Origin of the sequence: Nocardia sp. CY15 (assembly GCF_009829295.1) — a bacterium.
In the GTDB taxonomy this organism is placed as follows: domain Bacteria; phylum Actinomycetota; class Actinomycetes; order Mycobacteriales; family Mycobacteriaceae; genus Nocardia; species Nocardia sputi.
This window is the reverse complement of sequence record NZ_VUOT01000001.1, coordinates 21,163-35,387: the sequence shown is the minus strand read 5'-3', so window position 1 is coordinate 35,387 and position 14,225 is coordinate 21,163. Positions and strand designations below refer to the sequence as shown.

The following is a 14,225-nucleotide window of genomic DNA, read 5'->3' as shown; positions in this document are numbered from 1 at the left end:
GCTCACTGGGCACCTGCATCGGCATCTCTCGGGCGCATTCCTGACGAGAACGGCGTGGCCGGGAACATCGACCCTCGATGCCGACCGGTCTTTGTCGGGGCCGTGGTCAGCCCGAGGCCGGCCCTGGATAGAAGTCGGTCAGGCGAAAACCGGATGCCGAGCGGTGCGCCTCGTCAATGATACTTTCAACAGATGTAGTCGCCGGTGTCTCCGTGTTCAGCAGCCAGCACAGCACCGATGGTCAGCGACCCGTCGTACGCGGTGTCGCGTCCGAATCGGGTGGGGCAGAACGAGGATGAGCATGACGGATACGGCGGCAGCTGCCCGCATCGGAACCGAGCAGACAGTGACGGCCGCGGGCCAGGTCGAGTTGCGCCAACTGCTGGCCGGGTTGACGGCGGTGCGCGACGGTGATTTCGGCACCCGGCTACCGACGGACGCCGACGGGCTACTCGGTGAGATCGCGACGGTGTTCAACGGCATGGTGGACCAGCTGTCGCTGTTCACCTCCGAGGTCACCCGCGTCGCGCGCGAGGTCGGTACGGACGGGCGGCTGGGTGGTCAAGCCGAGGTGCCCGGCGTGTCCGGCACCTGGAAGGACCTCACCGACTCGGTGAACGCGATGGCGGGCAACCTGACCAGCCAGGTGCGCGACATCGCCCAGGTCGCGACGGCCGTGGCGCGCGGCGACCTCTCCCAGAAGATCGACGTGGACGCGCGCGGTGAGATCCTGGAGTTGAAGGACACCGTCAACACGATGGTGGACCAACTGTCCGCGTTCGCGGACGAGGTCACCCGCGTGGCGCGCGAAGTGGGTTCGGAGGGCCGGCTGGGCGGTCAGGCGGAGGTGCCCGGCGTCGGCGGCGTGTGGCGCGATCTCACCGCCTCGGTGAACTTCATGGCGGGCAACCTGACCGACCAGGTCCGCAACATCGCCCAGGTGACGACCGCGGTGGCCCGGGGCGATTTGAGCCAGAAGATCACGGTGAGCGCCCGCGGCGAGATCCTGGAGTTGAAAAACACCATCAACACGATGGTCGACCAGCTGTCGTCCTTCGCCGACGAGGTCACCCGGGTGTCGCGCGAGGTGGGCACGGAGGGCATCCTCGGTGGTCAGGCGGATGTCAAGGGCGTCTCCGGTACCTGGCGCGACCTCACCGACTCGGTCAATTTCATGGCGGGCAATCTGACAGCGCAGGTGCGTTCGATCGCTCAGGTCGCCACCGCGGTGGCCCAGGGTGATCTGTCCCAGAAGATCAGGGTGGACGCGCGGGGCGAGATCCTGGAGTTGAAGAACACCATCAACACGATGGTCGATCAGCTCTCGGCGTTCGCCGACGAGGTCACCCGCGTCGCCCGCGAAGTGGGCACCGAGGGCCGGCTGGGCGGTCAGGCGGACGTCAAGGGCGTCTCCGGCACCTGGAAGGACCTCACCGAGTCGGTCAACGTGATGGCCGACAACCTCACCGCGCAGGTGCGTTCGATCGCGCAGGTCACGACCGCGGTCGCCCGCGGCGACCTGAGCCAGAAGATCCGGGTGGACGCGCGCGGTGAGATCTTGGAGCTCAAGGAGACCATCAACACGATGGTCGATCAGCTCTCGGCCTTCGCCGACGAGGTCACCCGCGTCGCCCGAGAGGTCGGCACCGAGGGCAACCTCGGCGGCCAGGCGACGGTGCGGGGTGTGTCGGGCACCTGGAAGGACCTGACCGACAACGTCAATGTCATGGCCTCCAATCTGACCGGCCAGGTGCGCTCGATCGCTCAGGTCGCCACGGCGGTGGCGCGCGGCGATCTGAGCCAGAAGATCACCGTGGAGGCGAAGGGCGAGGTCGCGGCGCTCGCCGGTGTGATCAACACGATGGTCGACACGCTGTCCGCGTTCGCCGACGAGGTCACCCGTGTCGCCCGGGAGGTCGGCACCGAGGGCATGCTCGGCGGTCAGGCGCGGGTACCGAACGTGGCGGGCACCTGGAAGGACCTGACCGACAACGTCAACTCGATGGCGAACAACCTGACCAACCAGGTCCGCAACATCGCCCAGGTCACCACCGCGGTGGCGCAGGGCGATCTGACCCGCAAGATCGACGTGGACGCTCGCGGCGAGATCCTCGAGTTGAAGACCACGATCAACACGATGGTCGACCAGCTTTCCGCGTTCGCGGCCGAGGTGACGCGCGTCGCCCGCGAGGTGGGGTCGGAGGGCCGGCTGGGCGGGCAGGCCGAGGTCGAGGGAGTCTCGGGCACGTGGAAGCGGCTGACCGAGAACGTCAACGGGCTGGCGGGCAACCTGACCCGCCAGGTCCGCGCCATCGCCGCGGTCACCAGCGCCGTGGCCGAGGGCGACCTGACCCGCTCCATCACCGTGGAGGCCTCCGGCGAGGTCGCGGAGCTGAAGGACAACATCAACGCGATGGTGGAGTCGCTGCGTGAGACCACCATGGCCAACCAGGATCAGGACTGGTTGAAGACCAACCTGGCCCGCATCTCCGGTCTCATGCAGGGACAGCGCGACCTGCATGTGGTGGCCGGGTTGATCATGGACGAGCTGGCGCCGCTGGTCTCCGCGCAGTTCGGTGCGTTCTACCTTGCCGACGACAGCGACGAGCAGCCGGAGCTGCGGCTGATCAGCTCCTACGGCAGTCCGGAGGAACCGGGCAGCCCGACGCGGTTCGCCTTCGGCCAGTCCCTGGTAGGCCAGGCCGCCCGCAGTCGCCGCACGATCGCCGTGGAGAACGTGCCCGGCGACTACGTCACCATCTCCTCCGGACTGGGACAGATCGCGCCGCTCAACCTGCTGATGCTGCCGATCGTGGTGGAGGATCAGGTCCTCGGTGTGATCGAGCTGGCTACGCTGCACCGCTTCACCCGCATCCACCGGGACTTCCTCGACCAGCTGATGGAGACGGTGGGCGTCAACGTCAACACCATCATCGCCAACGCCCGCACCGACGAGCTGCTGGTCGAGTCCCAGCGCCTGACCACCGAACTGCAAGCCCGTTCCGAGGAGTTGCAGGTGCAGCAGGAAGAGCTGCAGCGATCCAACGCCGAGCTCGAGGACAAGGCGGCTCTGCTGGCCATGCAGAACCGCGACATCGAAGCCAAGAACCTCCAGATCGAGCAGGCCAGGCAGGAATTGGAGACCCGCGCCCAGCAGCTCGCGCTCGCTTCGAAGTACAAGTCGGAGTTCCTGGCCAATATGAGCCACGAACTGCGCACCCCGCTGAACAGTCTGCTGATCCTCGCGCAATTGCTGGCCCAGAACCCGAGCCGCAACCTCACGCCCAAGCAGGTCGAGTACGCGGGCATCATCCACTCGGCGGGCTCGGACCTGTTGCAGCTGATCAACGACATCCTCGACCTGTCCAAGGTGGAGGCGGGCAAGATGGACCTCACACCCGAGCGCGTGTCGTTGCGTCAGCTGCTGGACTACGTCGAGGCCACCTTCCGGCCGATGACCACCCAGAAGAGTCTGCGCTTCCGCGTCACGACTTCGCCCGGCCTGCCGTTGGACCTGCTCACCGACGACTCCCGGCTGCGTCAGGTGCTGCGCAATCTGCTGTCCAACGCGGTGAAGTTCACCGAGACCGGGTCGGTGCAGCTGCGGATCGAGCCCGCGGAGGCGAGCGAGCTGCCCGCCGCCGTGCGCCAGCACGGCCCCGCCGTCGCGTTCCGGGTGATCGACACCGGTATCGGCATCGCCGAACACCAACTGGAGTCGATCTTCGGCGCGTTCCAGCAGGCCGACGGCACGACCAGCCGCAAGTACGGCGGCACCGGCCTCGGCCTGTCGATCAGCCGGGAGATCGCCTACCTGCTCGGCGGCGCCATCAGCGCCGAAAGCACGCTCGGCCAGGGCAGCACGTTCACGCTGTATCTCCCGGTCGCCCGGCCGGACTTCCAGGACGCGCCGCCCCGTGAGCGGGAGGACGACGCACAGCAGCCCGACAGCCGCCCGGCGCAGATTCCGGCTCCCGCCACGCCCCAGCAGCACCGCCGATTGCTGGTCGTGGAGGAACGCCCGCAAGGCCTGCTGTCGCTGGTCGCGCAGAGCGCCGTCGCCGAACTGGCGGACAGCAACGACCCACGCGGTCCGGTCCAGGTCGTCACGACGGTCGGGGTGGAAGAGGCGGCGGCGGCGCTGGCTGCCGAAGCGTTCCACTGCGTGGTGCTCGAGATGGACATGCCCGACGGCGCCGCGCTGCGATTCCTGGAGACGATGGACGGAGACGCCGCGTTGAGCGGCGTGCCGGTCCTCGTCCACAACCGCAGGCTCGACGCCGAGCAGGAACGCGTGCTGCAACGTCGCGCCACACGCCAGCCGTTGGAGTTGCTGTCCAGCCTGGACGATCTGCGGGAACGGATCGTTCTGCACGTCACCGCCGAGGCGCCCGGCGACATGGTGCCCCTGGTACGTCGCGAGGACGCACCGGCCGCCGCGCCGCACCATCCCGACGGCAAGCTCGCAGGCCGCACGGTGCTCATCATCGATGACGACGCCCGTAACCTTTTCGCGCTCAGCAGCATCCTCGAACTGCACGGCATGAGCGTGCTGCACGCGGAGGACGGGCGCGAGGGCATCGAGAAGCTGCTCGCTCACCCGGAGACGGACCTGCTCCTGATGGACGTGATGATGCCCGAGATGGACGGTTATACCGCGACGGCGAAGATCCGCGAGATGCCGCAGTACGAGAACCTGCCGATCATCGCCGTGACGGCCAAGGCGATGCTGGGCGACCGCGAGAAGAGTCTCGCCGCAGGCGCCAACGACTACGTCACCAAGCCGGTCGACGCGGACGCGTTGATCGCGTGCATCCAGCACTGGCTGGGTGTCTGATGACCGACCTGGAAAGCCCCGGCACAGAGACCGATACGACACCGAACGAGCCCCCGGGCGCCGGGGCCACCGTCCACCGCCTCGCGGCCACCGTGGAGCGGTTGCGCCAGCAGATCCAGCAGGCTCAGGCGACCGCCGACGGACGCGCGCTGATCGAGATGGCCAAGGGCGTACTGGTCGAACGGCTGCGCTGCGGGCCCGCGCAGGCGGTGCGGCAGCTCGAGGCCCTCGCCGAGCAAGCGGGCATCACTCCCCTGGAGTTGGCCGCCGACCTGGTCAACCAGGCGGCGCAGGACAAGGTCAGCGCGGTGGTGGGGGAGTTCCTGCTGCGTACCGCCACGCCGGAGGAGCCATCGGCGGCTGTGCGGTTGCGCACCGCCGAGAGCGGGCTGCTCGCCGCCGGCGACACGCAACGCGTGGCGGAGTCGGTGCTGGAGCACGCCGTGACGCCGCTGGGCGCCACGGCAGTGGCGATCTGGTCCGCGGGAGCAGACGCGTCGCTGACCCTGGCGGGTTTCGCCGGCATCGGCCCGCACGAGGCCGAGCGATGGCGGTATGTGCCGCCCGGCGTGGCCACCCCGGCCCGGCAGGCACTGGTGGAGCGCAACGCGGTGTGGATCGAAGACCTGGGCCGGTCCGGCCTGCCGTCGATCGGTGACCGCGACGGCGGCCGCGCGGCGATCCCGGCGGCCGCTGGGGGCAAGCTGCTCGGCGTGCTGGAGGTGTGCTGGCCGCAGCCGCTCGAGCCGCAGCCGCCGCAGGTGCACCGGCAGTTGGAGGCGCTGGCCGAGTTGTGCGCGCACACCTTGGAGTCGGACCTGGCCCCTGTGCGCACACCGGTCCAGCCCGACGTCGCGGAACTCGTACGGCTCGCGGACGGACTTTTCGACCCGGCGCTCGTGCTGCTGCCCCACCACGACGACAGCGGCACGCTCGTCGACTTCTACATCCACCACGTCAACAGTTGCTTCGTCGATCCGGCAGGCCGTCCCCGCGGCCTGGTCAACGGCGCACTGCTGCTCGAGGCCTACCCGCTGGCCGCGGGCGAGGGGCAGTTGTTCGGGCGGATCGAGCACGTGTTCGCCACTGGCGAGTCCTACCGCACCGACCGAGCGATGCTGACCGAACTGGTCGATCAAGTGCCGCTGACCGTTTCGACCGCGCTCAGCATCAGCCGCCATGGCGACACCGTGCTCGTGGTATGGCGGGTGGAGGACGAGACAGCGCGGCTTGCGACCCTGTTGCAACACGCGCAGCGCCTGGGCCGGGTCGGCGGGTTCGAGGAGAACGCGGCCACCGGCGAGATCACTTGGAGCAGCCAGCTTTTCGCCCTCTACGGGCTGGCCCCGACCGCGACCCCGATTCCGCTCGCGCAGTTGCCCGGGCACGTCCACGCCGACGACGCCGATGCGGTGGGACGGTTCCTGCGGACTCTGCTGCGCTACCGTCGCTCGGCCTCCACCGCGTTCCGCCTGATCCGGCCGGACGGCGTGACCCGGCACATCCGGATCGTTGCCGAACCGGTCCTGGAGGCGGGGCACCTTGCCGTCATCCGCGGCGCCTATCAGGACATCTCCGCCCAGCACTGGACCGAGGTCGCGCTGTCGGCGACGCGCGACCGGCTCGCGCACACCGAGCAGCACGCCGCCGAACAGAGCCTGCTGGCGCGGCAGCTCCAGCAGGCGATCATGCCGGACGCGCAGCCGTCCATCGAGGCGTTCGGGCTGCGCATCGCGGTGCGATACCGACCCGCCGAGCAGGACCACACCGTCGGCGGCGACTGGTACGACGCGGTCGTGCTGCCTTCCAAGCAGATCATGGTGTCCGTCGGCGACATCACCGGCCACGGCATCAAGGCGGCCACCGGCATGGTCGTGCTACGCAACGCCCTGCGCGGCCTCGCCGCCACGGGCGCAGGACCGGGTCAGATGCTGACCTGGCTGAACCAGGTGGCCCACCACCTGACCGACAACATCTTCGCCACCGCCATCTGCGGGCTCTACGACCCGCACACCCGGGTGCTGCGCTGGGCCCGGGCGGGCCATCTACCCCCGGTGCTGATACGCGACGGCCAAGCATCCAGCCTGCCCATGCTGGCGGGGATGCTCCTCGGCGCTGTCGCGGAAACGACGTTCGAGGAGGCCGAACTCCAACTGGAACCCGACGACACACTCCTGCTCTACACCGACGGGCTGATCGAGCGCCGGGATCGGCTGCTCGACGAGTGTGTGGAACGGCTGCTCGCGACGTCGGCACAGCTCACCGGTAGCTTGGACGACCGTCTCGACGAATTGCTCGACGGTAGCGACGCCGACACCGACGACGACACCTGCGTGGTGGGCATCCAAGTGGGACCTGGCCAGGACTCGTCGAGCAACTGCTAGCAGCCCTACGCACCCGGCTCCACGGCGACGTACGGCGCTGCACCCGGGAGGGCCTTCATGCAGGCGTCGCCGTCGGCGCGAGCCCGCCCGGTTCGGCGGGACGCCGGCCTGCTCGCGGAGCCAGGTCCGTGGGCGCGGTGAATGTGCTCCTAAGTGGCGGCGGCAGGGAGCATGATGGGACAGATGAGTGATGCCAGTGGGCCGGACGCCGCGGCCGGGCCGGACAGCGCCGGGCCGGAAGCGGAGGGCCGTGACCGGGTCGGCAGTTTCCGGTTCTGGTTCGACGATCAGCGTTGGGAATGGTCCGACGAGGTCGCCGAGTTGTACGGCTACGTCCCTGGTCAGGTGCATCCGACCACCGAACTGGTGCTGTCCCACAAGCACCCCGCCGACCGCGCCGCGGTGGCCGACGCTTTGGCCATCGCGGTGCGCGATCACGGTGCGTTCTGCAGCCGCCACCGCATCATCGACACGGCGGGCCGCCTCCGCCACGTGCTGGTGGTCGCCGACCATATCTTCGACGCCACCGGTGCGGTCGTGGGCACCTCCGGTTATTTCATCGATCTGACCGCCACCGTCGACCAGCAGCGACGCGAAGCCATCGATGAAACGCTGCCGGAAGTGGTCGAGGCCCGCGCGGCGATCGAACAGGCCAAGGGAATGCTGATGCTCGCCTACGGGCTGACCGCCGAGCAAGCTTTTCAGGTCTTGCGGTGGCGGTCGCAGGAAACCAACACCAAACTGCGGGTGCTGGCGACCAAACTGGTCACCGTGGCGGCGGCGGGCGGTGGTGGCCCTGTCCAGCTACGTACCCAGCTGGACCATCTCCTGCTGACCATCCACGAGTATCCCGACTGACCTCGGCAGCGCCCCCGGCGTTTGAGCACCGTCGCTCCGGGCACAACTCGTTCAACGCGGAGCACTGGCATTCCGCGTGTGATCGAGAGACGCGTTCGAGCGAGGCGAAACGAGATGGCGACAGATCGCGGCGGACTGAACCGGTACGAGAGCAGCGCCGAAGATCCGGCGAGTACGCAGGATCACGTCCAGGCGCGAGGTCGGGCGACCGATACCGGAGCCCGGCCGGATCTCGACTCGAACGAGCCGAGCAGCCCGGCCGAACTGTCGAAACCGTCGTTGCTCGCGGTCGTCAAACGCGCGGCCTCCGAATTCCAGCGCGACAACCTGACCGACTTGGCCGCCGCACTCACCTACTACGCGGTGTTGGCTATCGTGCCGGGCCTTATCGTCCTGGTGTCGCTGCTCGGGCTGCTGGGGCCCAACGCCGCCGACGAGCTCGTGAGGCAGGCGCAGCAGATCGCGCCGGGCTCGAGCGCCGACTTCGTGCACACACTCATCACCCAGGCTCAGGCCAACAAGCAAGGCGCGGGCCTCGGGGCGATACTCGGTCTCGCCGTTGCGTTGTGGTCGGCGTCGGGCTATGTCGCCGCGTTCATGCGCGCATCGAACGTGGTGTACGGCATCGGGGAGGGGCGCCCCATCTGGAAGACCACGCCGATCCGGCTCGGCGTCACCATCGTCGCGGTGATCCTCCTGGTGATCAGCACGGCCATAGTCGTGGCGAGCGGTCCGGTCGCCCAGCAGATCGGCGACTTCCTGGGTGTCGGGAACACCGCGGTGACGATCTGGAACATCGTGAAGTGGCCGGTGTTGTTCGTCCTGCTGTCGGTGCTGCTGGCCATCCTGTTCTGGGCCAGCCCGAACGCCCGACAGGGCGGGGTGAAATGGATCAGCCCTGGCGGCGTTGTCGCAGTCCTCATCTGGCTGATCGTCTCGGTGTTGTTCGCCGTCTATATCGCCAACTTCTCCTCCTACGACAAGACGTACGGGTCGCTGGCGGGTGTCGTGATCTTTCTCGTGTGGTTGTGGCTGAGCAACATCGCGCTGTTGCTGGGCGCCGAGATCAACGCCGAGCTCGATCACGGCAAAGCCATCGCTCAGGGCTTGCCGGAGGACGTTGAGCCTTTCGCCGAGCCGCGTGATACCCGCAAGCTCGGCGCGGCGGAAAAGGAAGCAGCACAGGCCGCGAGGTCCGCTCGGCGCGAGTGAAACGCGGGGTGTATCTTCGGCGCGTTCCAGTCCGATGAACTGCCGATATTTGAGACAATCAGGGTGGACGCGTACTCGGTGCGCACAGGATCTTTTCATGCGCGTCAGGCCTCCAATTGTTCCGCCGTGAGCATTCACGGTGCGGGAGTCGGCGATATCGAACAAACGACTTCGTACGGCGAGCACGTTCGATTCATTGCGATGCATCAAGAGATCAGCGAGGACTCTCGGCATGGCTCGATACCTGTTGGCAGCGAGTCCCATACCCGGGCATGTGGCGCCCATGCAAGCCGTCGCGGCCGACCTGCGGCGGCGTGGTGATCAGGTGCGCTTGGTCGCCGGAAAGGCGTTCGGCGCATCCACCCGAGCGCAGGACGTCGAATTCGCGGTGTTGCCGCGAGACGCGGAGATGGCGCGGGCCGCGCCGCCACGGGGCCGATCGTCGGATCTGGTCCGGCGGTGGCGAACCGGCCGAGCGGAACTGCGGTCGGCTTTCCTCGCCCCGATCTCGGCGCAGTACCGCGCGCTGGTCACCGAACTGGATGGAACGGAATACGACGCCGTTCTCGTCGATGTGATGTTCACCGGGGCCATTCCGCTGTTGCTGTCGCGGCGGAAACGGCCGCCGGTGATCGTCTGCGGCGTCGTTCCGTTGATGCTGTCCAGCGCGGACTGTGCGCCGTTCGGGATCGGCTGGCAGCCGCGTGCGGGTCGTGATTACACGGCTATGAACCGGTTCGTGCAGCAGGTCTTGTTTCGTGGTGACCAGGCCGGGCTGAACTCGATTCTGCGTGCGCTCGACATCGGGCCCGCACCGGTATTCCTGCTGGACTGGCCCCTGCTCGCCGATCGAATCCTGCAGTTCACTGTGCCCGGATTCGAATATCCGCGCAGCGATCTGCCGCCCTCGGTTGTCTTCACCGGGCCGATTTCGAACCCTGCCTCCGAAAATGTCGACTTGCCGAGTTGGTGGCCCGACCTGGAGGGCGCGAAAAAGATCGTTCATGTCACACAGGGCACATGGGACAACCGGTGTTTCGAGCAATTGCTCCGCCCGGCCTTATCCGCGCTGAGCCACCGCTGCGAGGTAGTGGTCGTCGCGTGCACCGGTGGCTCGCGCGCACCCGTCGGGCCGCTGCCCGCGAACGCGTATGTCACCGAGTTCATTCCCTATGCACAGCTCTTGTCCCGCGTCGACGTGATGATCACCAATGGTGGCTACGGTGGCGTGAACCGAGCACTGAGCTACGGCGTGCCATTGATCGTCGCGGGCGATACCGCCGACAAACCGGAGACCGCGGCCCGTGTGGCATACACCGGAGCAGGCATCGATCTCGGCACAGCATGGCCGCGGCCCGCAGCGATCGCGACGGCGGTCGACAAGATCTTCGAATCCGGCACCTTCCGGCAGGCGGCAAGCCGGTTGGCATCGGAAATGGCGAAGCGGTCACCCTTCGACGTGATCGCTGCCGTACTGACGGAGGTTTCCTCGGGCCCGCGGCGCCACGCACCCGCATCCGCCGCCACACCGGCCGATTCCGAATCACCGCAGCATTCCGCCGATCCGCGCGAACACATGTGAGGTGCTGGTATGGACCATTGGCGCTATCTCCTCGTTCTCGTCGTCTGCCTGGTGCTGACCGCTCCGCTGGAGTTCCTCGGTCCTGGTGTCTACCGCAGGCCGCGGCTCCTGCTCGGCGCCTTGCTGCCCACCGTCATGTTGTTCGTGGCCTGGGACCTCGTGGCGGTTGCCGCCGGCGTGTGGGATTTCAATCCCCGCTATCTGCTCGGTGTGTTCCTGCCCGGTGCGATTCCGCTGGAGGAGTTGCTGTTCTTCCTTGTCGTCCCGCTGTGTGGGCTGCTGACCTATGTCGCGGTCGAAACACTGCTCGGCACGGTCCGCCGCCGCGGCAGCAGAAGCGCGACAAAAGGGCTGCGACGATGAGCGTCGTGGGTCCGGGGTACACGCTGCCCGCCGTGGTGGCGGTCGTCGGGGTGTGTCTGGTCGAGTGCGCGCTGCTGCGGACCGGGCTGTTCCGGCGACCCGGCTACTGGCTGACGATGCTGATCGTCCTGGGGTTCCAGATTCCCGTCGACGGCTGGTTGACCAGGCTCGACGCACCGATCGTGCGGTACAACCCGGAACACATTCTCGGACTTCGATTCCCATGGGATATCCCGGTGGAGGACTTCCTGTTCGGTTTCGTTCTGGTGACGTCGGTGCTACTGGGCTGGGAGCGGGCACGGCAGCGGCAGGGGGGTGTCCGGCAATGAGGCTCGGTGCGCCGGTTTCTCGGCGCGGCGGGGATCCCCGGCGAGTGCGCTATCCCGCGGCCGCGGGGCACATGGACGTCGGCCGTGGCGGCCGGCGCCCGCGCGCCGTTGTGGTCGGTGCCGGGATCGCGGGCTTGGCGGCCGCGACGGGGCTGGCCGAACGGGGATTTCACGTCGAGGTCATCGAACGCGAGCGGTACCTGGGTGGACGTGTGGGCGCCTGGACCGAACAGCTTCCCGACCGCAGCACGGTCGGGATGAACCGTGGCTTCCACGCTTTCTTCGCGCAGTACTACAATCTCCGGAAACTGCTGGCCCGCACCGATCCGCAGTTACGCAGGCTGCGCCGGCTCGACGACTACCCGCTCATCGATGCCGAGGGCCGCCGCGACACCTTTCGTCATCTGCCCAGCGCCCCGCCTTGGAATGCGCTCGCCTTCGCGCTGCGCAGCCCGACGTTTCGACTGCGCGATCTCATTCGTATGGACCCACGCGCTGCCGCGCCGCTGGCCGCGGTCTCGGTTCCGGACATCTACCACCGAATCGATCACTTGGATGCGGAAACGTTCCTGCGTCGCGTCAAGTTTCCCGACGCAGCCCGCCACCTCGCGTTCGAGGTCTTCTCGCGTAGTTTCTTCGTCGCTCCCCAGCACATGTCCGCCGCCGAGCTGGCGACGATGTTCCACATCTACTTCCTGGGTTCCAGCGAAGGCCTGCTGTTCGATGTGGCAGAAGACAATTTCGACGTCAGCTTGTGGACACCGCTCGCGGACTACCTCACCGCGCCGCGACTGCCCCAGCGGCCGGGCACGGTCCGCTTCCACCTGGGTGTATGTGTCGACCGAATCGAGACCGACGACGCGACCGGGTTCCGAGTGGTCGACGACACCGATGCCGAGACGGCCGCCGACGCGGTGGTCCTGGCCGTCGATGTCACCGGGCTGCGCCGGATCGTCGCCGCGTCTCCCACGCTGGGCAATGCCCCGTGGCGTTCGCAGGTAGCCCGTATGGCCGTCGCGCCATCCTTCGCCGTGCTTCGTCTGTGGCTGAACCAGCCGGTGCGCGCCGACCGTCCGAGCTTCCTCGGCACCGGAAATCTGGATCCGCTCGACAACATCAGCGTGGTGAACACCTACGAGAAGCAAGCGGCGGACTGGGCACGCGGAAACGGTGGAAGTGTCGTCGAATTGCACGCCTACGCCGTCGCGGACGAGATACCGCGCGACGGGGCACGTCAGGAGGTGCGCGACCGGTTGCTGACACGGCTGTACGAGATCTATCCCGAGACCGCCGAGGCCCGCGTCGTGGGGGAGAGCATGCTGTGGCGGCAGGACTGCCCACGGTTCGCGCCCGGCGACTTCGCTCGGCGGCCCGGTGTGCCGACTCCGCACCCGCGGTTGGTCCTGGCAGGCGACGGCATACGCGTCGACCTGCCGGTAGCGCTGATGGAACGGGCCGCGACCACCGGCTGGGTCGCGGCGAACACGCTGGTGCGTCAGTGGGGCGGTACCGGCCACTCTTTGCAGACGGTCCCCAGCCATGGCCGATCGGCGATTCTGCGCACCCTCGCCACTCGCGGGGGGACACCGTGAGCAAACGCGCCGTGTTCGGCAGGTGGCCGAAAAATGTTCCACTACAGCGCTTCTCGCCTGAGGAATGGTCCCGCCAGCGGCCGACTCACTCGGACGCGGACCCCGGTCTGATCGCGGCCGCACTGCGATGGTCACAACAGCGGCCCTCAGGTAACTGGTACACCTTCGCCGCCAGTCGCGAGATCGGGCGCGACCGTCCGTTCGGCACGAGCATCGGCGGGGTAGAACTCGTCGCATGGCGAGACGAGCGGAACAGTCTGCATGTCGGTCCGGGAGCGTGTCCGCACCTGGGAGCTCCGCTTGCCGAGGCGCAGGTCGACGACGCCGCACTGATCTGCCGTTGGCACGGTCTACGGGTAGAAGCGACCGGGCGCGCTCGATGGCGTGCGTACCCTAGTTACGACGATGGCGTGCTGGTCTGGGTGCGGCTGGACACGATCGGAGAGCAGCCACCGACCGACGCACCGATCATCGGCTCCCGCCCTGCCGATACCACCGTGCACGCGGTGACGAGCGTGACCGGCGTATGCGAGCCTCGCGACATCATCGCCAACCGGCTCGACCCCTGGCACGGCTCCTGGTTGCATCCGTACTCGTTCACCCGCCTGGAAGTGGCGCAGGCCCCGCCACGGCACGACATCACCGAGGAGAATCATCGGTTCCTGCTCACCGTGACCTTCCGCGTGACCCGCCGGCTCGGCGTGCCGGTCGAAGCCGAGTTCACGTGTCCGGATCCGCGCACCATCGTCATGCGCATCGTCTCCGGTGAGGGAACGGGAAGCGTGATCGAAACCCACGCGACACCACTGGGTCCCGGCTCCGACGGCCGTCCGCGCACCGCGGTGATCGAGGCAGTGATCGCGAACTCGCAGCGGCCGGGATTCCGGCACGCGCGTCGGGCACTGCCGGTGTTGCGCCCGCTGATGACTCGCGCCGCGACCCGGCTGTGGCGTGACGACCTGGCGTACGCCGAGCGCCGGTATCGACTGCGTACCCACCAGCTGTAGAGAGCGGTCGAACCGCAGGTGCGCGGCGAGCCGCCGCCGAGCGTGATGTCAGGGCTTCCCG

Annotated in this window: 9 protein-coding genes; all 9 read left to right on the top strand. The window is 67.8% G+C overall.

Annotated features, from left to right (window positions below):
- Nucleotides 1-301: 301 nt before the first annotated feature.
- The 9 genes from GVY39_RS00140 (at nt 302) to GVY39_RS00100 (ending at nt 14,164) form a co-directional block, all read left to right on the top strand.
- Entirely contained in the window at nt 302-4,837 is a 4,536-nt protein-coding gene (locus GVY39_RS00140) for a HAMP domain-containing protein (protein ID WP_159919194.1), read from the top strand.
- Entirely contained in the window at nt 4,837-7,221 is a 2,385-nt protein-coding gene (locus GVY39_RS00135; protein ID WP_159919192.1) for a SpoIIE family protein phosphatase, read from the top strand. Before GVY39_RS00140 ends, GVY39_RS00135 begins: the two co-directional genes overlap by 1 nt.
- A gap of 183 nt (nt 7,222-7,404) precedes the next feature.
- Nucleotides 7,405-8,079, top strand: a complete 675-nt coding sequence (locus GVY39_RS00130; RefSeq protein ID WP_159919190.1) for a PAS and ANTAR domain-containing protein — start codon at nt 7,405-7,407, stop codon at nt 8,077-8,079.
- Nucleotides 8,080-8,193: 114 nt separating this feature from the next.
- Nucleotides 8,194-9,291 carry a YihY/virulence factor BrkB family protein gene (locus tag GVY39_RS00125; RefSeq protein WP_159919188.1) on the top strand — a complete coding sequence of 366 codons (1,098 nt, stop codon included), beginning with the start codon at nt 8,194-8,196 and terminating at the stop codon, nt 9,289-9,291.
- 232 nt (nt 9,292-9,523) lie between these two features.
- On the top strand, nt 9,524-10,873 hold the full coding sequence (locus tag GVY39_RS00120) for a glycosyltransferase (protein WP_159919186.1): 1,350 nt from the start codon (nt 9,524-9,526) through the stop codon (nt 10,871-10,873).
- Between the two features lie 9 nt (nt 10,874-10,882).
- Nucleotides 10,883-11,236, top strand: a complete 354-nt coding sequence (locus GVY39_RS00115; RefSeq protein ID WP_159919184.1) for a lycopene cyclase domain-containing protein — start codon at nt 10,883-10,885, stop codon at nt 11,234-11,236.
- Nucleotides 11,233-11,565 (top strand): lycopene cyclase domain-containing protein, encoded by a 333-nt coding sequence (locus tag GVY39_RS00110; RefSeq protein ID WP_159919182.1) that lies wholly within the window; start codon nt 11,233-11,235, stop codon nt 11,563-11,565. The genes GVY39_RS00115 and GVY39_RS00110 overlap by 4 nt, the downstream gene beginning before the upstream one ends.
- A complete protein-coding gene (locus GVY39_RS00105; protein ID WP_195071748.1) occupies nt 11,562-13,157 on the top strand; it encodes an FAD-dependent oxidoreductase in 1,596 nt (531 codons plus the stop codon). Before GVY39_RS00110 ends, GVY39_RS00105 begins: the two co-directional genes overlap by 4 nt.
- Nucleotides 13,154-14,164, top strand: a complete 1,011-nt coding sequence (locus tag GVY39_RS00100) for a DUF5914 domain-containing protein (protein WP_201295120.1) — start codon at nt 13,154-13,156, stop codon at nt 14,162-14,164. Before GVY39_RS00105 ends, GVY39_RS00100 begins: the two co-directional genes overlap by 4 nt.
- Nucleotides 14,165-14,225 lie beyond the last annotated feature (61 nt).

Excerpts from the sequence above, each read along its gene's own strand:
- GVY39_RS00130 (WP_159919190.1), top strand. The coding sequence starts at position 7,405 with ATGAGTGATGCCAGTGGGCCGGACGCCGCGGCCGGGCCGGACAGCGCC.
- GVY39_RS00120 (WP_159919186.1), top strand. The coding sequence starts at position 9,524 with ATGGCTCGATACCTGTTGGCAGCGAGTCCCATACCCGGGCATGTGGCG.
- GVY39_RS00140 (WP_159919194.1), top strand. The coding sequence starts at position 302 with ATGACGGATACGGCGGCAGCTGCCCGCATCGGAACCGAGCAGACAGTG.
- GVY39_RS00135 (WP_159919192.1), top strand. The coding sequence starts at position 4,837 with ATGACCGACCTGGAAAGCCCCGGCACAGAGACCGATACGACACCGAAC.
- GVY39_RS00115 (WP_159919184.1), top strand. The coding sequence starts at position 10,883 with ATGGACCATTGGCGCTATCTCCTCGTTCTCGTCGTCTGCCTGGTGCTG.
- GVY39_RS00105 (WP_195071748.1), top strand. The coding sequence starts at position 11,562 with ATGAGGCTCGGTGCGCCGGTTTCTCGGCGCGGCGGGGATCCCCGGCGA.
- GVY39_RS00110 (WP_159919182.1), top strand. The coding sequence starts at position 11,233 with ATGAGCGTCGTGGGTCCGGGGTACACGCTGCCCGCCGTGGTGGCGGTC.
- GVY39_RS00125 (WP_159919188.1), top strand. The coding sequence starts at position 8,194 with ATGGCGACAGATCGCGGCGGACTGAACCGGTACGAGAGCAGCGCCGAA.